The organism is Nocardiopsis moroccensis, assembly GCF_055763695.1.
Genome location: NZ_CP199747.1, coordinates 5,711,602 through 5,730,245, shown reverse-complemented (window position 1 = coordinate 5,730,245; position 18,644 = coordinate 5,711,602). Strand labels below are relative to the sequence as shown.

Genomic DNA, 18,644 nt, shown 5'->3' with positions numbered 1-18,644 from the left:
ACCTAGAGGAAGTTACTATTAGTGAGTATCCAGATACGAAGAGATATGGCAAGGACATCGACCCCGCCCCGGCCCCAAACCGGTCAGAGCCAGCCCATGTCCTGGGCGGTGCGGATGGCGGCCATCCGGTTCTCGGACCCGGTCTTGCCGATGGCGTTGGACAGGTAGTTGCGCACCGTGCCCTCGGTGAGGTGCAGGCTCCTGGCGATACGAGCCACGGTGGCCCCGTCGGCGGCAGCGCGCAGGACCTCGGCCTCACGGTCGGTGAGCGGACTCTCCCCGCCGACCATCGCGGCGGCGGCGAGTTCGGTGTCGATGTAACGGCCGCCGCCGTGAACCTTGCGGATGGCCCCGGCGAGCTGCTCGACGGGGGCGTCCTTGGCGAGGAAGCCGCGGGCGCCCGAGGCCAGGGCGCGGCGCAGGTAACCGGGTCGGCCGAAGCTGGTGAGGATGACGACCCCGCAGTCGGGCGCACGCTCGCGCAGCTCGGCGGCGGCATCCAGGCCCGTGGCACCCGGCATCTCGATGTCCAGGACGGCGACGGCCGCGCCGTGTTCGACGACGGTGTCCACCACCTGGTCGCCACGGCCGACCTCGGCGACGACCTCCAGGTCGTCCTCCAGGCCGAGGAGCGCGGCGATCGCTCCGCGCACCAGGTGTTCGTCGTCGGCGAGAACGAGCTTGATCACGGGGCCTTCCCTGTCGTACCGCGTCCTGGGACCGCGGGCACGGTATGGTTCCGGACATTGTGTCGCATAAGACCCGGATTCGCGCGGGAATCCGGGTAGGACGGAGCGCGTTCACGTCTGCGGGAGCGCGACCGGCCAGGGGCGGAGCGAACTCGAAACCACGCTGTATCGGGCTCTCACCCTGTTCTAACCCACGCGCCCCAAGATGAAGCATGTCAGTACATCGTCCCGCAAGCCGGAGGATGAGTTGCACCCCAACGACCCGAGTGACGGTCCGGAGACCGGTGCGAGAGCCGAGCACGGCGACGCCGAGCACGGTCGTGCCGGGTCCGGTGCCACCGACCGCCCCAACGACACCGAGGCGGCCCCCGGCCGAGGCCCCCTCGCCGACGACGGCCCCGCGGTGAACGACACGCCCGCGGCGAACGGCGATGGCGACCGCGCCGCCGAGCAGGCGGCACAGCCCTCCCCGAGCACCCCCGAGGCGCCCGGGGACCGGCCCGCTCCGCGTTTCTCCCCGCCCGAGGGCGCCGAGCCCGGATGGGCGACCGGCCCCAACGACACCGACCGGGCCTCCTATGTCTTCCCCGGCCCCGAAGGCCACACCGGGGGCTCGCCGCCCTTCCCCGGGGCCCAGGGGCAGGGCGGCCCCCAGCCCGGGGCCCACGGTGCCCAGCACGGTCCCCACGGCGCCCCGCAGGGACCGCACACCGCGGCCTTCGCGTCCGCGGGTCACGGCGGCCGGCCCGGCCAGCAGCACGCCTTCGGCGGTCCCGCCGGCCCCCACGTGCCCGGTACCGGGCACCAGCCGACCGGCTCCCACCAGATGGGCCCGTTCGGACAGCAGCCCTACGGCCAGTTCGGCCAGGGCCCCTTCCCCGACCGGCCCCAGGAAGCGCGCAGGAAGCGCGGCATGGGCAAGGTCGTGGGCATCGCGGCGGCGACCGCTCTGGTCACGAGCCTGATCGTGGGTCCGGCGGCCGCGTTGGGCACCGCCTACCTCCTGCCCGACGGGCCGAGCTCGCCGGTCAGCTCGCTCACCGGTGAACAGGGAACGAGCGCCACCGAGGGGGCCGTGGGCGAGGTCGCCGAGCAGGTCCTGCCCAGCGTGGTCTCCCTCCAGGCCGGATCCGGCGGCGGCAGCGGAGTCATCATCTCCTCCGACGGACAGATCCTCACCAACTCGCACGTGGTGGAGGCGGCCCAGGGCGGCCCCCTCCAGGTGCGGTTCAACGACGGGAGCGCGGCGGAGGCGGAGGTGCTCGGTTCCGACCCGGTCTCCGACATCGCCGTGGTCCAGGTCCAGGGCCGCAACGACCTCACCCCGGCCACACTCGGCGACTCCGACCAGGTCGGCGTGGGCGGCGACGTGGTGGCGATCGGTTCGCCGCTCGGCCTGTCCGGCACGGTGACCGCGGGTGTGGTGAGCGCGCTGAACCGCCCGGTGAACACCGGGGTGACCGAGACCGGTGAATCCCAGACGTCGACGGTGATCAACGCGATCCAGACCGACGCCGCGATCAACCCCGGCAACTCCGGCGGCCCGCTGGTGAACATGGCCGGCGAGGTCGTCGGCATCAACACCGCCATCGCCGGCCTGTCCCAGGAGAGCGGTTCGGTGGGTCTGGGCTTCGCCATCCCGATCAACCAGGTCCAGCCCATCGCCGAACAGCTGATCGAGGACGGCAGCGCGAGCTACCCCGCCATCCAGGCCACCATCGCGCCCAGCCGGGTCGGCGGAGCCGAGATCATGGGGCTGACCGAGGGCGGTGCCGCCGACGAGGCGGGCCTGGAGGTCGGTGACGTGGTGGTGTCCGTGAACGGTGAGAGCGTGTCCTCAGCCGACCAGCTGATCGCGCAGATCCGCGCCCACCAGCCCGGCGACGAGCTCACCCTGGGCGTGCTGTCCGGCGGCAGCGGTTCACCGGAGGACGTCGAGGTGACGCTCGGCGAGCAGAGCGCGAGCTCCGCCGAGGAGGAGACCTCGGAGGTCGAGGAGGACTGACGGGGGCGTCTTCCGCCACGGTTCCTCGAAACGTGAACGGGGGCGGGTCGGCCGGCGGGCCGGTCCGCCCCCGCCCTCGTGCGCTGCCCCGTACCGGTCGTCGCGCCCTCGGCCGGCCCCCCTGAACAGTCACCTGCATCGCCCGGGCAGACACGGAGAGCGTTCCCCTGGGCTCCGTGTGCTGTACCGCCGGTCGCCTCGACGTCACCGGGAGGTCGGCGGCGGTCCACGACCGTGGACCACACTCGGGGTGGTCCGCGCCGGACCGGAGCACGGGCCGGCCGCTCGACGCCCCCAGGAGAACCGGTATGTCCACGTCCTTCGCCACCCGGTCCCCGGCCGTCCCCCGCGCCCCGGGCAGGAGCGGCGGGGGGCGGCCCGCCCGGGTGCTCATCGGCACCGACACCTACCCGCCCGACGTGAACGGCGCCGCCTACTTCACCGCGCGGCTCGCCCGCGGCCTGGCAGGGCGCGGAGCCGACGTGCACGTCCTGTGCCCTTCCCCCGACGGCCGACCGCACGTGGCGGAGCGGGACGGGGTGGTCGAGCACCGGTTGCGCTCCCTGCCGTCCCTGGCCCACGAGAGCGTGCGCCTGGCCCTGCCGCCCGGGGTGCGCGGCCACCTGAACCGTCTCCTGGACCGGCTGCGCCCGGACGCCGTGCACATCCAGAACCACTTCCTGGTCGGCCGGATGCTCGCCGGCGCCGCACGTGTCCACGGCATCCCGGTGGTGGCCACCAACCACTTCATGCCCGAGAACCTCTTCGACCCGATGCGGGTACCCGAGGCCCTGCGCCCGCACGCGGCCCGGCTGGCCTGGTGGGACCTGGCCCGGGTGCTCTCCCGGGCCGAACACGTGACCACGCCTACCCCCGCCGCCGCCGAACTCCTGGCCGCCCGGGGGTTCGCGCGGCCGGTGGAGCCGGTCTCCTGCGGCATCGACCTGGTGCGCTTCCGGCCGTTCCCCGAGGGCGCCCCGGCAACGGAGCGGCGCCGTACCCGCGCCCGGCTGGGCGTACCCGAGCGCACGACGATGCTGTTCGTGGGCCGATTGGACGAGGAGAAACACGCCGACGAACTGGTCCGGGCCGTGGCGCGCACCCGCGGCGTCCAGCTGGTGCTGGCCGGGCACGGCGCGCACCGGGCCAGGCTGGCGGAGCTGGCCCGGACCGAGGGGGTAGCCGACCGGGTGGTGTTCCTCGGGTTCGTGCCCCATCGGGACCTGCCCGACGTGTACCGGTGCGCGGACGTGTTCACCATCGCGGGCACCGCCGAACTCCAGAGCATCGCCACACTGGAGGCCATGGCCAGCGGGCTGCCGGTGGTGGCCGCCGACGCGATGGCGCTGCCCCACCTGGTGGAGGAGGGCCGCAACGGCTACCTGTACCCGCCGGGCCGCCCCGGCGAGCTCGCGGCACGGGTGGACGCGGTGGTCGCCGAGGAGACGGAGCGGGTCCGGATGGGCGCGCACAGCCGGGCGATGGCGGCCCGGCACCGCCTGGAGGACTCCCTGGAACGCTTCGAGCGGATCTACCTGAACGCCGCCGTCGGCGCCCGGCCCTGACCGGCCCGGTCCGCCGGGCCGCGCCCCCTCCCCACGGGCGGCGCGGGGCCTGCGTTCCCCCGCTCTAGGTGGCCGTCGGGTCCTGGCCGGGTGGCACAGGTGGGGCGGGCGGGCCGGGCGCGGGTTCGTCCCGGGGCGGGCGGTGGACGGGCAGGTGGAGGCCGATCACGGTGCCGCCGCCGTCGCGGTTGCGGGCCCACACCCGGCCGCCGTGCGCGTGGGCGATCTCCTTGACCATGGCCAGACCCAGGCCGGATCCGGGCAGACTGCGGGCCACGGTGGCCCGGAAGAACCGCTCGAAGAGGTGGTCGATCTCCTCCGGGTCCACGCCCGGGCCGCGGTCCAGCACCTCCACCGAGCCGTCACGGACCCGGATCTCGATCGGCGCGCTCCCGTCGGGGTCGAACTTCGCGGAGTTCTCCACCGGGTTGGCCAGGGCCCGCTCCAAGGCACCCGGGCGTCCCCAGACGAGGCTGTCGTCCGCGTCCACCAGGATCTCCCGACCGGTGCGGCGACGGCTCCGGGCCGCCACTCGTTCGGCGACGTCGGCGAGGGCGACCGCGCTCGGCGACTCGTCCTCGTGGTTGCCGGTGGCCAGCCCGACCAGTTCGTTGACCAGGTCGGTGAGTTCCCGGGTCTCACCCTGGAGGTCGTCGATGAGTCGTTGGCGACCCTCGGGGCTGAGCCGGTCCACCCGGCCGAGCACCTGCACGTTGGTGCGCAGGCTGGTGAGCGGGGTCCGCAACTCGTGTGCGGCGTCCTGTACCAGGCGGCGCTGTTCGTCCTTGGAACGGGCCAGACGGGCCAGCATCGCGTTGAAGGCACTGCCGAGGCGACCCACCTCGTCGTTGCCCGGCTCCTCCGGCGCTCCGTGCCGGCCGTTCCCCTCCCGGTCCCCGCTACCGGTGCCGGCGGTGCCGTCCCGGTCCGGGGTGACCGGATCCAGGCGGCCGGTGGAGCTGACGTACTCGGCGGCGTCGGTGAGCCGGACCAGGCGACCGGTGATCCGGTGGCCGACCAACCACCCCACCGAGGCCGCGCACAGGGCGACGAACAACCCCACCCACAGGATCTGGGTGGCCAGCCGCCCGACCATCTGCTCGATCGGCGACAGCCGCTGCAGGAGCTGGATCGCGCCGCGCCCGTCCCCCAGCGAGACCGTGCCCACCCGGTACTTTTGACCGTGGACCTGCTGCTCGCGGGTGTCGACGACACCGGCCTCCTCGTCCCGGGCGACCTCCAGGTCGGCGTCGGTGGGGTGGAAGGAGGAGAGTTCGTGGCGGTTGGCGAGCAACCGGGCCCAGGTGCCGTCCGAGGCGAGGACCTGCGCGTCCAGGCTGCCCGGGGCCAGGAAGGTGAAGGTGCTGCTGTCCGGGGCGTTCTGGTTGTTCTCCGCGGAGACCACGAGCTGCCGGGACAGGTTCTGCACGGCGGCGTCGAACTCGCTCTCGGCGTCCGCCCGGATGAGCGCGGCCGCGGTGCTGTAGGCGAGGGTGCCCACCAGGGCGATCGTGACCGCCGCGACCAGCGCGAACAGTACCGCGAACCGGGTTCCCAGCCGCCACCCGCCCGGGTGCAGCAGGACACCGCCGCGAAACGCGTTCATCCGGCTCACCCCTGGGGACGCAGCGTGTACCCGACGCCCCGGACCGTCTGGATCAGCGGCGGGCCGCCATCCTCCAGTTTGCGGCGCAGGTAGCTGATGTAGACCGCGAGGTTCTTGGACTCGGGCCCGAAGTCGTAACCCCAGATGCGGTCGTAGATGGTGGCGTGGTCCAGAACGATCCCGGCGTTGCGCATGAGAAGTTCGAGCAGGTCGAACTCGGTCTTGGACAGCTCGATCTCGCGTTCGCCCCGCCAGACCCGGCGGGCCCGGGTGTCCAGGAGGAGCTCTCCCACCCGCAGCGGCCCCTCACCCGCCTCCCCCGTCACGGGCGCGGCGCGGCGCAGCAGGGCACGCAGCCGGGCGAGGAGTTCGTCGAGCTCGAAGGGTTTGGCGAGGTAGTCGTCGGCACCGGCGTCCAGGCCCGCCACCCTGTCGGGGGTCTCCACCCGTGCGGTGAGCATGAGGATGGGGGTCCTGTCGCCCTCCGCCCGCAGGACGCGGGCAACGCCGAGGCCGTCGACCCCGGGCATCATGACGTCGAGGACGAGCAGGTCGACGGGGTCGGCGTGGACGGAGGCCAGCGCCTGGACTCCGTCCGCCGCCGTCCGCACCGTGTACCCCTCCAGCTGGAGTGCGCGTTCCAGGGACTCCCTGATGGCCCGGTCGTCGTCGGCGACCAGGACGGTGGCGGTGCTTTCCATGGCCCCCATGTTCTCCCACCCGGGTGAGAGGCCGGTAAGAGGCGGGCCGGAACGGTACTTGACCTTCTCCATACCCTCTCCGTGCCCGCCCGGGCGGGCACCCCGGGAGGATTCCCCGGTCAGGCGTCCGGGTCGAAGGTACGTGTCCGGGAGAGGCCGGCCGCACGGCCCTTGCCCGCCACGACCAGCGCCATCTTCCGGGACGCCTCGTCGAGCATCTCCTCGCCGAGCATCACGGCGCCCCGCCGGTCCACCGTGGTGGCGTGCGCGTAGGCGTCCAGGATCAGCTCGGCGTGGTCGTAGTCCTCCTGGGAGGGCGCGAAGACCTCGTTGGCCGCCTCCACCTGGAGCGGGTGCAGCACCCACTTGCCGTCGAAGCCGAGGGCCGCGGTGCGCCTGGCCGCCCGGCGGAACGCGTCGACGTCGCGGATCTGGAGGTAGGGGCCGTCGACGGCCTGGAGCCCGTGGGCCCGGGCGGCCACGAGGATGCGCATGAGGACGTGGTGGTAGGCGTCCCCGGTGTCGTAGCCGGGCGGCTGTTCCCCCACCACCAGGCCCTTCATGTTGATCGAGGCCATGAAGTCAGCGGGCCCGTAGACGAGTGTCTCCAGGCGGGGTGAGGCGGCGGCGATCCCGTCGACGTTCACCAGGCCCCTGGCGTCCTCGATCTGTGCCTCGATACCGATCCGGCCGACCGGCAGGTCCACGGCCCGTTCGATCTGGGTGAGGAGGGTGTCCAACCAGTGCACGTCCCGGGCGGCGGTCACCTTGGGCAGTACGAGGGTGTCCAGGTGGGCCCCGGCCCCCTCGACCACGGTGATGACGTCGCGGTAGGCCCACTCGGTGGAGACGTCGTTGACGCGCACCGAACGGACCTTGCCGTCCCAACCGCCGTCGTTGAGCGCCTTCACCACGTTCTCGCGGGCGGGCTCCTTCTCCGAGGGCGCCACCGCGTCCTCCAGGTCCAGGAAGAACGCGTCCGCGTCCAGCCCCCGGGCCTTCTCCACGAACCGGGGGTTGGACCCCGGCACCGCGAGTACCGACCGCCGTGACCTGAGCTCACCCATCGTCGTACCGCTCCCCTGTTGTCGCTGGTCGTACCGCGGGCCCCGGGGCCCGCGCGCCCCATCATCGCACCGGGCGGTGCATAGAGTGTGGCCTGGGACGGGGAACCGCACCGTCCCGGAGATCCACACGGGGAGTGCACATGGCAGCGACGCTGCACCCGACCAGCACCCACTGGGGCAGCTACCAGGTCGAGGTCGAGAACGACCGGGTGGTCGGGGTCCGCCCCGACCCGGAGGACCCCGCGCCCGCCCCCGTCATGGGCAACACCCCCCGGGCCCAGCACCACCGCACCCGTGTGGCCCGCCCCGCCGTGCGCCGCCGGTGGCTGGAGCACGGGCCCGGCCCCGACCCGTTCCGGGGCGAGACCGGGGACTCCTACGTGGAGGTGGAGTGGTCCACGGTGCTGGACCTGCTCGCCCGTGAGCTGGACCGGGTGCGCACCGAGCACGGCAACACCGCGATCTACGGGGGCTCCTACGGCTGGGGCAGCGCGGGCCGGATCCACCACGCGCAGAGCCAGCTGCACCGCTTCCTCAACACCATCGGCGGGTACACACGGTCCCGGACCACGTACAGCCACGGCGCCCTGGAGGTGCTGTTCCCGCGCATCATCGGCACGCCCGCCGCGAACCGGCTGCTCAGCCGGGTCCCCTCCTGGGAACGCATCCGCGAGCACACCGAGCTGCTGGTGAGCTTCGGCGGGCTACGGGTGTCCAACACCTGGACGACCTCGGGCGGCCGGGCGGCGCAGACCGCGGGCCCTGCGATGCGTGCGGCCTCGGACTCCGGGGTGGAGTTCGTGTCGGTGTCCCCGCTGCGCGACGACACCGCCGCCGAGGTCGATTCCGCGTGGGTCTCGCTGAGACCGGGCACCGACACGGCGGTGATGCTGGCCCTGATGCACGTGCTGTTCAGTGAGGGGCTGGCCGACACCGCCTTCCTCGACCGCTACACCGTCGGCGCCGACCGGCTGCGCGCCTACGTGACGGGCGTCCGGGACGAGCGCGGCGAACCCGGCGGGGTCGAGCACTCCCCCGAGTGGGCCGAACGCGTGAGCGGGGTGCCCGCCGCCGACCTGCGGGCGCTGGCCCGGCGGATGGCCGGGAAGCGCACCCTGGTGAACGTCGGCTGGTCCGTGCAGCGCGCCCGGTACGGGGAGCAGCCGCTGTGGGCCGGGTTGGCGCTGGCGTGCTGCCTCGGACAGGTGGGGCTTCCCGGTGCGGGGTTCGCCTCGGGGTACGGGTCCATGGGCAACTACGGCGGCGGTGCGACCCCGCTGGGGCTGCCGCGTATGCCGCAGGGCAACAACCCGGTGAACTCGTTCATCCCGGTGGCCAAGGTGTCCGACATGCTGCTGCACCCCGGGCGGCCCTACGACTACGACGGTGAGCGCCGCCGTTACCCCGACATCAGACTGGTGTACTGGGCGGGCGGCAACCCCTTCCACCACCACCAGGACCTGCCCCGATTGACCAGGGCCTTCGCACGCCCGGACACCGTGGTGGTGCACGAGACCCACTGGACGGCGACCGCCCGGCACGCCGACATCGTGATCCCCGCGACCACCGCGCTGGAGCGCGACGACATGGCCGCCAGCCACGGCGACCTGGCCCTGCGCGCGATGCCTCGGGCGGTGTCCCCGCACGGGCTGGCCCGCGACGAGTACGACACCTACACCGACCTCGCCGATCGGCTGGGCGTGCGCGAGGAGTTCACCGAGGGGCGGAGCAGCCGCGACTGGATGCGGGTGGCCTACGAGCGGTGGCGCGCCCTGCTGGCCCGCAAGGACCTGGAGGTCCCCGGCTTCGACGAGTTCTGGGAACGCGGTCGGATCGAGATGCCCGCACGGGTCGAGGACGAGACCCACCTGGGCGAGTTCCGCCAGGACCCGGAGACGAACGCGCTGCGGACACCGAGCGGGCGGATCGAGCTGTACTCGGAGACCATCGCCTCCTTCGGCTACGAGGACTGCCCGGGCCACCCGGTGTGGCTGGCCGGACCGGCGGTGACCGGTGGGGACGGGACGGACCGTGCTCCGGACGGCGGTGACCGGCCACTGGTGCTGATCGCCAACCAGCCCTCCGGAAGGCTGCACAGCCAACAGGACATGGGCGGGTACAGCACCTCCCAGAAGGTCGGCGACCGCGCCCCGCTGAGGATGCACCCGCGGGACGCCGAGACCGCCGGGGTGAGGGCGGGCGACGTGGTGCGGGTGCAGGGACCGAGCGGTTCGTGCCTGGCGGGGCTGGTGGTCAGCGACGCCCTCAGGCCCGGTGTGGTGCAGCTGTCGACCGGCGCCTGGTACGACCCCTCGGGTGCGGACGTCACCTGCGCGCACGGCAACCCGAACGCCCTCGCCGAGGACGTGGGGACGTCCTCGCTGGCCCAGGGCTGCACCGGGCAGCTGGTGCGGGTCCGGGTGGAGCCCTATGCGGGCGCCCCGCCGAGGGTGCGCGCCTTCGACCCCCCCGAGGGTGTTCGGCCGCTCGGGGACTGATCTGACTCACCTTGGCGTCACATCATGGGCATCATTCAGACCGGTCATTACAATGACCATTATGGAGACCATTCCGATCACCGAGGCCAAGGCAAAGATCGCCGAACTCGCCGACCGGGCTCAGCGCGAGCACGCCGACTACACCTTCACCAAGAACGGTCGTCCGGCTGTCGTCATGATGTCCGTGACTCAGTACGAGTCACTGATGGAGACACTGAGTATCCTGTCCGACCCTGAAGCACGTGCGGACCTGGCCGAGTCCGATGGCTCCGAGGAGTTCACCACCGAGGAGGAGATGGCCGAACTCATGCGTGACCGGCTGCACCGGGAATCAGCTGCGTGAGGGTCGTTTACCAGAGCGCCGCGAGCCGGGTCCTGACCGAGGAGCTTCCCGAAGCGATCGCCTCGGCTGCTTACGAGTTCATCATCGGCCCGCTCAGCAACAACCCCTGGCGTGTGGGCAAACCACTCGAACAACCCTTCGCTGGACTGCACACCGCGAGACGGGGGACCTACCGGATCGTCTACAGGATCGACCCGGGCAAGGAAGTGATCGAAATCCACTCCCTTCGTCACCGCCGCGACGCCTACCGAGCCTGAGGCCACCGCTCGCGACGGCGTGTCAACGGCTGATGAGGCGGTTCACCCGCCGAGGCAGGGCCATTCCGGCGAACCCCAGGAGCGCGTACCCCACCTGGCCCGGGGCCAGCATGCCCAGGACGGCCCCGGTGTTGGCGGTGGGCGACCGGAGGAACTCGCCCATCCTCGGGTGGGCGTGCGGGACCGCGTTGCCCATGGTGAGCAGGCTGAGCACCGCCAGACCGGTGAGCGCCGTCCACACCGTCGCGGCGGTGTCCGCCTGGGCGGCCCAGCCGTAGAAGAGTTCGACCGCCCGCACCGCGTAGGCGGGAACACCGCCGGGTCCGGGGTCCGGGGCGGCACCGGCGCCGGGCCCCGCCGTGGCGAGCAGCACCGCGGCGGCCACGACGCCGCCGGTCCCGGCCAGACCGATGCGGCGAGCCAGGTCCCGGGCGTTGTGGGCGAGCTCCTCCTGGGAGGGGTAGCGGCGCCGGCTCTTCCCGCGCGAGCGGGCCTCGCCCATGGCGTTGGCCCGGCGCCACCGCAGGAACCGCAGGGCGTCGCACAGCGCACCGGGCCCCTGTTTGGCGGCCATCGTGGCCGTGGCGGACTCGTGCACGACCGTGGTGAGGGCCGTGGCGAAGGTGACCGGAAGGTCCACCCAGGACAGCGCGATCCGGCGGAAGAGCGGGGCGATGTCCGCGGGGATGCGCACGCGCATGGCCACCGACCTGCCGTGCGCCCACCGGCGCAGCCCCGGCAGCGGTGCCCGGCCGGGGAGCGGGGGCGTGGTCTCGGCCGCCGCTCCGATCAACCGGTAGTCCATGGCGACCGCGAACACCAGGGCGATCAGCAGCAGCCACGGGGTGAGCGCACCGCCGCCGAACACGCCGTACACGAAGGTGGAGACCGGGTCGAGGCGGGCCCCGGCGGCTCGGGCGTTCGTCTGGAGGTGCTCCAGGAACACCAGGGCGGTGGCCAGGACCGGCAGCAGCCACAGCCAGCCCCCGTACCGGCGGCCGACAACGGCCAGGCCGAGGGTGGCGCCGATGAGACCGGTGACGACGGCGTGCCCGGAGAAGACCGCGGAGGCCGAACCCGTCGGCCCGGGGGCGGCGCTCCCACCGGCCGGGAAGAGTCCGCCGCCCTGTTGGACCGCCCCCGCACCCGTGTCCGCCGGGGCGAAGAGGGCGACCCCGTTGAGCAGTTGTTCGGCCAGCTGGAAACCGGCCCCGGCGGCAGCGGCCAGCAGCAGGAAGTCGACCGCGGACAGGCGGCGCAGCCGGTGCCGGGCCAGGAGCGCCAGGAACAGCAGCGGAGCGAGTTTGCCCAGTTCCTCCACGGTGACCGCGACGTAGGTCTGGCTGAACACGTGCTGGACGTCCAGCCCGAGAGCACCGCTGACCAGGGCGGAGAGGAGTGCGGTCGGCCACATCAGCAGGGCGCCGAGTGCGCTCACCCTCAGGAGGGTAGCGAACGAGACGGTCCGGGACCTGGCCAGCAGCGCCAACTGGAACAGCAGCCAGAACGTGAGGACCAGGGCCGGCAGGGCGACGCCCAGGGCCGGGACGGCCAGGGGGGCCAGCAGCAGGGTCCCGAACATGAGCCAGCACCACGTGCCGCGCAGTCCGCGCAGGAACCGGACCGGGCCGGGGGTGCGTTCACGGGCGCGTTCGACTCTGCGGGCGAGGCGTTCGGCCAGGTCGGGTCCGGGCCCGCGGGGCAGGCGGGAGTGCCGGGCACCGGGCTCGACACAGTGGTGCTGCTGGGCGGCCCGCACCAGTTCGGGCCGGTTCCCCTCCCGGGCCCGCACCGCGAAGTCCGCCCGGGCCTGCGGGATGTCCGGACCGACGATCTCCCGCACGAAGTCGGCCGGGCCCGCGGCGACGGTGAGCTCGCTGGCGGCGACCAGGACCGCGGCGGAGAAGTCCTCGACGCAGACGAGGAAGTCGGTGGGTTCGGGCCCCCAGCCGCGGATGAGGTCGATGAGGGTGCCGGTGTCGAGGGGTACTTCGGTGACCGGGTCGTAGGAGAACTCGGCCCGGGTGCGGCAGACCAGGAGGCGGTCCACGCCCATGGCCCTCCCGGCCGCGACGATCCCGCGGATCAGGTTGCGGTCGCGGGGAACCACGAAGGGGGTGGTGACCTTGCCCCCGGCGCCGACCCACTGGGGGTCGAACTCGGTGGCGCCGGCACAGACGCGCAGCACGAGGTCGCGCGCGAGCATCGCCTGTTCTTCCATGGACTTCCTCGTGCCGGGGGGCTGAGTACACGGGGCCCGCGCCCGGCGTCGTCCGGGTGCCGGGCGGCCCCGCACGAGCATAACGGCGGAGGGGTCCGGCGGAACATGCGCGTTCGTGGCTTGTGGCCGCTTTGGCGCCCGGGGTCAGGGAGCGGTTCCCGAAGCGGCCGGTGAGACGGTTCCGTGCGGTTCCCTGGAGGGGCGCGGGCCCGCCCCGAAGGCGTCCCCGCACAGCTGCACGAAGTGGCGCAGCACCGGCAGCGACAGGACCCAACCGGTCATCGCCCACCCCAGGTGGAGGTGGTCCATGGCGCGCGCCAGGGCGGCGACCCCGCTCCACCTGTCCCCCGCCCCGTTCTCGTAGGTGAGCCGGTAGAGCACCTCGGGGTGTTCGGCGGCCGGGCGCATGGTCAGCGCCGTGGGCCCGCGTGCCGCCACCCAGCTGCCCAGGGTTCGGCACATACCGCAGTCCATCGCGACGTACAGGGTCCCCGGGGTCCGTCCGGCCCAGGGGCGCCACCGGGGCAGCCACGGGCGCACCCCGGCACGGTAGGCGTCCCAGTCCCGGCCGAACCGTACGCGCAGCTGCCCGCCCTCGTGCCAGGAGGCGAACCCGGCCCCGTAGCCCAGTGCCACCAGAGCGCCCAGCAACAGCGGCGGGTACAGGGCCCCGGCCAGCAGGTAGACCAGCACGATGGTGAGCTGCATGGGGTTGCGCACGTAGGCGTAGGGGCCGCTGGTGACCAGGCGGGCGGGCGGGTCGTAGGGCAGCGGGGTCCCGTTGCCCACCGCCGCGAACTCACGTGCCGCCGCCAGCCCCGGCAGGCAGGCCAGGGCGAGGACCTGCGCACCGGCGGTGAGGACCTCGGGGGACGCCTCCCACGGGGCCCAGGGCTCCCGCAACGCTTCGGGCGCCCACCCGGCGAACGCGTCCAGCGCGCTCGGCACGGCTGGCGCGGTGGCCAGCGCGCACACCGGCAGCACGAACCCCAGCCCGAAGGCGAGCACCGCCTGTGCCCACATCCGGGCGCGGACCAGTTGGCGGTGCCGGGTCCAGAAGGCCAGCATCAGCGCGGGGATCAGGCAGAACGACGCACCGAGGATCTCTCCGAGCAGCCAGAGCCGTCCCAGGACCACCACCGGTTCGGCCAACGGCATGAGGATCACGTCCAGCCACACCAGCAGACCGGTGACGAGCGGGACCGGCAGCAGCCGGAGCAGGAGCGCGGGCAGGGCTCCCCACAGCAGCACCCAGGCGAGCAGCAGGTCGACCGGCGTCCCCAGCCACACGGCGCCCTCGGCGTGGAAGGACCACCAGCCCGCGTGCTGTGCGACCAGGTTCAGCGGGACGAGGGTGAGCAGCGCCCAGCCGGAGGCCACGATCATCGAGGCGGTCTCCTTCTGGCTCGGGGCCCGCCACAGGCACAGCCCGAGGAGCACCGCGAGCGGGAGGAGCAGGCCCACGCCCCGCACGAGCAGGGCGGACAGTTCCGGGACGGCCTCCGGAGCGGGTACGGCGGCGGGGGTCGCCCCGGGAGGGAGCGCGAGGACGAGTTCGGGGATCAAGGCCGGACCCCCTGCCGCGGCGTGTCCGACGGGGGCGTGTCCGCGGCCTCGGCGAGCGGTTCCCCGGCGGCCGTGCCGAAGGTCCCGGCGAGGTACTCGGCGGCCAGGCCCGTGGCGTAGGACTGCACGGGGCCGAAGTACCAGGAGGGGTCGTAGGTCCGCTCGTACTCGATCTCCCAGGACAGACGGGTCCCCTCGCCCTCCTGCCGCCAGGTGGCCACGGCGCGCTCCATGTCCATCCAGTTGGCGAAGGCGGTGTCGGTGGTGACCTCGAAGACGACCCGGCCCCCGTCGGGGCGCACCTCGCTCTCGACGACCTCCAGTTCCATGCGGCGCGGGGTGGGTTCATCGCCGATGGCCAGGGTGCGGCGCGGGGTGAAGCGGACGAGGCGGGTGTCCCCCGGTTCGAGGCCCTCACCGACCGCCTCGACCGGCTCGGGGAACGGTACGGCGCGCAGGAGGAGCGCCTGCGGGGGGCCGTACTCGGGCGGGGCCGCGAGGGCGTCGGCGATCTCGCCGGGGGCGGCCTCGACCAGCACCGAGCCCTGGCCGCCGCTCTCGCGCGGCAGCAGGGAGAACCCGCCCACCCCCTCCAGCGTGAGGGCGAACAGGACCGGGACCGCGACCAGCGCGTTCGGGTGGCGCTCGTCGGACCGCAGCAGTGCGGCACCCGTCCAGGTGACCAGGGCGACCACCCCGTAGATGAGCGGTGCGGAGATGACCAGGCAGACCAGGCCCTCACCGAGCAGCGGCCCGGCCAGCAGCAGGCCCAGGGTGGTGACGGCCATGGCGGCACCGACCGCGCTGTGGACCCGGCAGCACAGGACGACGAGCAGGGCCAGGAGGGCGGGCAGTCCGACGTAGAACAGGGCGGTCTGGTCCAGGCCGCCGAAGCGGGTCACCCGTACGGCGAGCAGGGCGGCGAAGGCCAGGAGCACGATCCCGGCCAGGAGCCACCGGGCTCCGGAGATCCTCGGTGCTTCGGAACGCCGTCTGACGAACGCGGGTGCGGCGCGGCGGCCCGCGGCGTAGAGCTCGGCCGCCTCCCGGTCGGAGGTGCCGGGTTCCTGGTCGTCGGGGTTCTCGGGCGGTTCGGATGGCTGCGCCATGGAGTCTCCTTGTCGCGCGGTACCGCGAAGATCCTTGCTCGACCGATTAAAGCATACGATTTAATCAGTCGATTAAACCGTATGATGAAGCACGAACCGAGGGAGGGCCATGACAAAGAGCGGCGGCGGAGTCCGCAAGAGCAGCACGCAGACCAAGGAACGTCTCATCACGGCGGCGGGCGAGATCCTGCGCGAGGAGGGGTACACCGGTGCGTCGGCCCGGGCGATCGCCACCCGGGCCGATGCCAATTCGGCGCTGGTCTTCTACCACTTCGGCGGGGTCGACCAGCTGCTGCTCGCCGCGCTGGACCGGTCCAGTACCGAGCGGATGGCCATGTACCGGGAGCTCGCGGGGCAGGCGCGCACCCTGGAGGAGCTGGTCGAGGTCGCCACCCGCATCTACCGCACCGACCTGGAGCGCGGCTACATCGCCGAGTTCTCCGAACTGGTCGCGGCCGCGGTCACCGAACCGGAGCTGCGCGAGGAGATCAACCGGCGCTCGCAGCCGTGGATCGACTTCATCGCCGGAGAGTGGGAGCGTGTGCTCGGCGGATCCCCCCTGGGGATGCTGCTGCCCGCCCGCGAGGTCGCCTACGCGGCGATCGCCTTCTACCTGGGGGTCAACCTGTTCTCGGTCCTGGACGAGGACCGGAGCCGGACCGAGGCCGTGTTCGACCTGGCCGGGACCCTCGCCCCGCGTGCCAAGCTGCTGACGCTCCGCCTGCCGGGGCGCGGCGCCAAGACCAAGGAGGACCAGTGAGCATCGACGTCGCCGAGGGAATCGAGTTCCCCGACACCTCCGACGGCAACCGCTGGGTCGCCGGAGCCGTGATCACCGACGGCCGGGGCAACGCGTTCACCCAGCGCCGCTCGGCCACCCGGAAGGTGTTCCCGCACTGCTGGGACATCGTGGGCGGGCACGTCGAGGAGGGCGAGGGCATGCTCGACGCCCTGGCCCGCGAGATCCATGAGGAGACCGGGTGGCGGCTGTCCTCGGTGGAGGCGGAGCTGTACCGGCTGGACTGGGACCCGGGCGACGGGGTGACCCGCCGCGAGGTCGACTACCTGGTCCGGGTCGACGGCGACCTGGCCGACCCGACTCTGGAGGCCGAGAAGCACACCGAGTTCATGTGGGTCGACGAGACCAGGGTGCACCTGCTGCGCGACGCCCGCGACCCCGGCGACTACTTCATCACCGACATCGTCCGGAAGGGACTCGAGGCCGCCCGCGCCCTGGCCTGACCTGGCGGCCCGGCGCTCCGACCGAGTCCGCCGGGCCGTCGAGATCGGGTCGGGGTCAGGTCCATCATCGAGCCAGGCGCACCTCGGTGGGGTCGGCCGCGTCCCACTCGATCTCGACGCTGCCCCTCTCGACCAGCGCGTCCATGCCCAGGAGTTCGGTTTCGACACGATCCCGGTACACCATCCCGTCGTACTCGAACAGCACGACCAGGTAGCCCTGGCAGGAGGAACCCTGCTGTGGAGTGCAGTCCTGCCCGACGATCTCCGCCTCGCCCCGGACGACACGCTCCTCCGGGACCGTGACCTCGGGGTAAGCCAGGTGGAGGGCCAGCAGGGTGGACATCACGGCCGCCAGGACGACCAGTGCGGTGATCCGCCCGGTGTAGTCGGGCAACAGCCGGAAGGGAGCCGGCGGAACCGTGACCGGGGCCAGATCGGCCTGACGGTAAAGGGCGGCCATCAGCAGCAGCGGGCCGAAAGCCAGCGGGGGCGCCGCCAGCAGTATGAGCCCCTCCGTCACGAACAGGCCCGCCACGAGGGCCGCCACCGCGAGGAGGAGCAGCAACACCCCGGGGACAGCACGGACGGCCACCTGCCTGCGCAGCCCCGCGCCACCCCGCTCCGGCCCCTTGACCAGGGTGCGCGCCCGCCGCCAGAACCAACTGGCCCGCGTACCGAGGCGGTGCCAGAGGCCGAACACCGCAAGCAGCGCGGGCGGCACCAGCAGGAGCGGTATCCACCACGACCAGCCGTAGCCGTATCCGCTGATCATGGCTTTCTCCGGGGCGTCCACCAGGTGTCTGACCTCCACCCGAGTCGGGTCTCCGGGACGGTACTCGCCCCGGACCCGAACGAGTTCCTCCTGTGCCCGGAGCGGTTCCGGACCGGGCCGGAGGCTCACCACCGGTGTGCCGTGGTCGACCATGACCACCTCGGCTTCGGTGACCTGTGTCGGCCGGAGCTCCAGGGAGAGCCGTTCCACCAGGGGCGCCGCCAGCACCAACAGAAGGAACGCGAGCGGAACGCCGAGCAGCCCGGCCAGGATCGCCCCGAAACATCCGGGGCCGCCCTCCCTCTTCCGACTGCGGTCCTGGGCGAGACGCTGGGTGAACTCCACGAAGCCGGGCGGCAGTTCCTGGCGGCGGTCCGCCTCCGGCCCCGCCGGTCCGTGTTCCCCGGAGGGTGGTCGCGGTGCATCACTTCTCCCAACGGACGTCGGAGGGGTCGGCAGGGTCCCAGCTCACCGGCGCCTCGGCGGCCCGGATCAGTTCCTCGGCGGTCTCCGACTTCCCGAGGGGGAACGTGCTCCGGTACAGCAGCCCGTCCGCCTCGTACTCGACGGTGAGGCGGTAGGTGCAGGAGCGCCCCTGGGAGGCGCACCGGTAGTCCACCACCTCCGCCGTGCCGTGTTCACGGGCGCCGTCCGGGACGACCACCGGCGCCAGGGCGAGGAGCAGGACGGAGACCGCCGGAACCGGCACCACGAGGACCGCCGCCAGGTACGGCACCCAATGCGGAACCGGCCGGAACACGCGGGGCGGACGGCGCAGGGGCGCGTGTTCGGCATGGCGGTACAGAGCCCGGACCCCGAGGCCCAGCCCGTACACCACCAGTGCCGCCCCGACCCCGCACAGCCACAGCGGTGTGCCGTCGGCGACCAGGTCCGCGCGGTCGGACCGGAGCAGCGGCAGGGCGTACAGTCCCGTACCCGCCGCCACGAGCGCCCCGCCCGGGACCGCCCACGGCAGCGAACGCCGCCACGGGGGGGTCCTGCC

The 18,644-nt window shown here is 72.9% G+C and carries 16 protein-coding genes; 7 read left to right on the top strand and 9 right to left on the bottom strand.

The window, feature by feature from the left end:
• Positions 1-83 precede the first annotated feature (83 nt).
• Positions 84-689: a response regulator gene (locus ACUKCB_RS25415; protein WP_473038077.1), complete on the bottom strand. Its 606-nt coding sequence runs from the start codon at positions 687-689 to the stop codon at positions 84-86.
• Positions 690-936: 247 nt separating this feature from the next.
• Here ACUKCB_RS25415 and ACUKCB_RS25410 point away from each other — a divergent pair, with 247 nt between their 5' ends.
• The gene (locus ACUKCB_RS25410) at positions 937-2,694 is read left to right on the top strand and encodes a S1C family serine protease (protein WP_473038076.1); all 1,758 of its coding nucleotides are present in this window, start codon (positions 937-939) and stop codon (positions 2,692-2,694) included.
• A gap of 308 nt (positions 2,695-3,002) precedes the next feature.
• Complete coding sequence (locus tag ACUKCB_RS25405; RefSeq protein ID WP_473038075.1) at positions 3,003-4,259, top strand: glycosyltransferase; 1,257 nt, start codon at positions 3,003-3,005, stop codon at positions 4,257-4,259.
• 64 nt (positions 4,260-4,323) lie between these two features.
• Here ACUKCB_RS25405 and ACUKCB_RS25400 read toward each other — a convergent pair whose 3' ends face one another.
• The 3 genes from ACUKCB_RS25400 to ACUKCB_RS25390 all read right to left on the bottom strand — a co-directional run bounded on the left by ACUKCB_RS25400 (position 4,324) and on the right by ACUKCB_RS25390 (position 7,633).
• Positions 4,324-5,865, bottom strand: coding sequence for a sensor histidine kinase (locus tag ACUKCB_RS25400; RefSeq protein WP_473038074.1), 1,542 nt, complete (start codon positions 5,863-5,865; stop codon positions 4,324-4,326).
• A gap of 5 nt (positions 5,866-5,870) precedes the next feature.
• Positions 5,871-6,566 (bottom strand): response regulator transcription factor, encoded by a 696-nt coding sequence (locus tag ACUKCB_RS25395; RefSeq protein WP_473041131.1) that lies wholly within the window; start codon positions 6,564-6,566, stop codon positions 5,871-5,873.
• A 119-nt stretch (positions 6,567-6,685) separates the two neighbouring features.
• Positions 6,686-7,633 carry an HpcH/HpaI aldolase/citrate lyase family protein gene (locus tag ACUKCB_RS25390; RefSeq protein WP_473038073.1) on the bottom strand — a complete coding sequence of 316 codons (948 nt, stop codon included), beginning with the start codon at positions 7,631-7,633 and terminating at the stop codon, positions 6,686-6,688.
• A 140-nt stretch (positions 7,634-7,773) separates the two neighbouring features.
• On the opposite strand from ACUKCB_RS25390, the gene ACUKCB_RS25385 reads away from it, so the two are divergent.
• From ACUKCB_RS25385 to ACUKCB_RS25375, 3 genes are all read left to right on the top strand, one after another.
• A complete protein-coding gene (locus ACUKCB_RS25385; protein WP_473038072.1) occupies positions 7,774-10,131 on the top strand; it encodes a molybdopterin-dependent oxidoreductase in 2,358 nt (785 codons plus the stop codon).
• A 61-nt stretch (positions 10,132-10,192) separates the two neighbouring features.
• On the top strand, positions 10,193-10,474 hold the full coding sequence (locus ACUKCB_RS25380) for a type II toxin-antitoxin system Phd/YefM family antitoxin (RefSeq protein WP_473038071.1): 282 nt from the start codon (positions 10,193-10,195) through the stop codon (positions 10,472-10,474).
• The gene (locus ACUKCB_RS25375) at positions 10,471-10,731 is read left to right on the top strand and encodes a type II toxin-antitoxin system RelE family toxin (protein ID WP_473038070.1); all 261 of its coding nucleotides are present in this window, start codon (positions 10,471-10,473) and stop codon (positions 10,729-10,731) included. The genes ACUKCB_RS25380 and ACUKCB_RS25375 overlap by 4 nt, the downstream gene beginning before the upstream one ends.
• A 22-nt stretch (positions 10,732-10,753) precedes the next feature.
• On the opposite strand, the gene ACUKCB_RS25370 is transcribed toward ACUKCB_RS25375, so the two are convergent.
• The 3 genes from ACUKCB_RS25370 to ACUKCB_RS25360 form a co-directional block, all read right to left on the bottom strand.
• Positions 10,754-12,952: a PrsW family intramembrane metalloprotease gene (locus tag ACUKCB_RS25370; RefSeq protein WP_473038069.1), complete on the bottom strand. Its 2,199-nt coding sequence runs from the start codon at positions 12,950-12,952 to the stop codon at positions 10,754-10,756.
• Positions 12,953-13,096: 144 nt separating this feature from the next.
• The gene (locus ACUKCB_RS25365; protein ID WP_473041130.1) at positions 13,097-14,440 is read right to left on the bottom strand and encodes a methyltransferase family protein; all 1,344 of its coding nucleotides are present in this window, start codon (positions 14,438-14,440) and stop codon (positions 13,097-13,099) included.
• 74 nt (positions 14,441-14,514) lie between these two features.
• Positions 14,515-15,627, bottom strand: coding sequence for a hypothetical protein (locus ACUKCB_RS25360; RefSeq protein ID WP_473038068.1), 1,113 nt, complete (start codon positions 15,625-15,627; stop codon positions 14,515-14,517).
• Between the two features lie 109 nt (positions 15,628-15,736).
• Between ACUKCB_RS25360 and ACUKCB_RS25355 the strand changes: the two genes are divergently transcribed.
• Together ACUKCB_RS25355 and ACUKCB_RS25350 are read left to right on the top strand one after the other, a co-directional pair.
• The gene (locus tag ACUKCB_RS25355; RefSeq protein WP_473038067.1) at positions 15,737-16,387 is read left to right on the top strand and encodes a TetR/AcrR family transcriptional regulator; all 651 of its coding nucleotides are present in this window, start codon (positions 15,737-15,739) and stop codon (positions 16,385-16,387) included.
• On the top strand, positions 16,384-16,869 hold the full coding sequence (locus ACUKCB_RS25350; RefSeq protein ID WP_473038066.1) for an NUDIX hydrolase: 486 nt from the start codon (positions 16,384-16,386) through the stop codon (positions 16,867-16,869). The genes ACUKCB_RS25355 and ACUKCB_RS25350 overlap by 4 nt, the downstream gene beginning before the upstream one ends.
• Positions 16,870-16,933: 64 nt before the next feature.
• On the opposite strand, the gene ACUKCB_RS25345 is transcribed toward ACUKCB_RS25350, so the two are convergent.
• Positions 16,934-17,986 (bottom strand): hypothetical protein, encoded by a 1,053-nt coding sequence (locus ACUKCB_RS25345; protein ID WP_473038065.1) that lies wholly within the window; start codon positions 17,984-17,986, stop codon positions 16,934-16,936.
• 79 nt (positions 17,987-18,065) lie between these two features.
• Entirely contained in the window at positions 18,066-18,587 is a 522-nt protein-coding gene (locus ACUKCB_RS25340) for a hypothetical protein (protein ID WP_473038064.1), read from the bottom strand.
• Between the last annotated feature and the right edge of the window lie 57 nt (positions 18,588-18,644).

What these genes read in the sequence shown, in the direction of transcription:
- ACUKCB_RS25400 (WP_473038074.1), bottom strand. Translation starts at nt 5,865, where the DNA reads ATGAACGCGTTTCGCGGCGGTGTCCTGCTGCACCCGGGCGGGTGGCGG.
- ACUKCB_RS25395 (WP_473041131.1), bottom strand. Translation starts at nt 6,566, where the DNA reads ATGGAAAGCACCGCCACCGTCCTGGTCGCCGACGACGACCGGGCCATC.
- ACUKCB_RS25380 (WP_473038071.1), top strand. Translation starts at nt 10,193, where the DNA reads ATGGAGACCATTCCGATCACCGAGGCCAAGGCAAAGATCGCCGAACTC.
- ACUKCB_RS25370 (WP_473038069.1), bottom strand. Translation starts at nt 12,952, where the DNA reads ATGGAAGAACAGGCGATGCTCGCGCGCGACCTCGTGCTGCGCGTCTGT.
- ACUKCB_RS25360 (WP_473038068.1), bottom strand. Translation starts at nt 15,627, where the DNA reads ATGGCGCAGCCATCCGAACCGCCCGAGAACCCCGACGACCAGGAACCC.
- ACUKCB_RS25405 (WP_473038075.1), top strand. Translation starts at nt 3,003, where the DNA reads ATGTCCACGTCCTTCGCCACCCGGTCCCCGGCCGTCCCCCGCGCCCCG.
- ACUKCB_RS25385 (WP_473038072.1), top strand. Translation starts at nt 7,774, where the DNA reads ATGGCAGCGACGCTGCACCCGACCAGCACCCACTGGGGCAGCTACCAG.
- ACUKCB_RS25390 (WP_473038073.1), bottom strand. Translation starts at nt 7,633, where the DNA reads ATGGGTGAGCTCAGGTCACGGCGGTCGGTACTCGCGGTGCCGGGGTCC.
- ACUKCB_RS25355 (WP_473038067.1), top strand. Translation starts at nt 15,737, where the DNA reads ATGACAAAGAGCGGCGGCGGAGTCCGCAAGAGCAGCACGCAGACCAAG.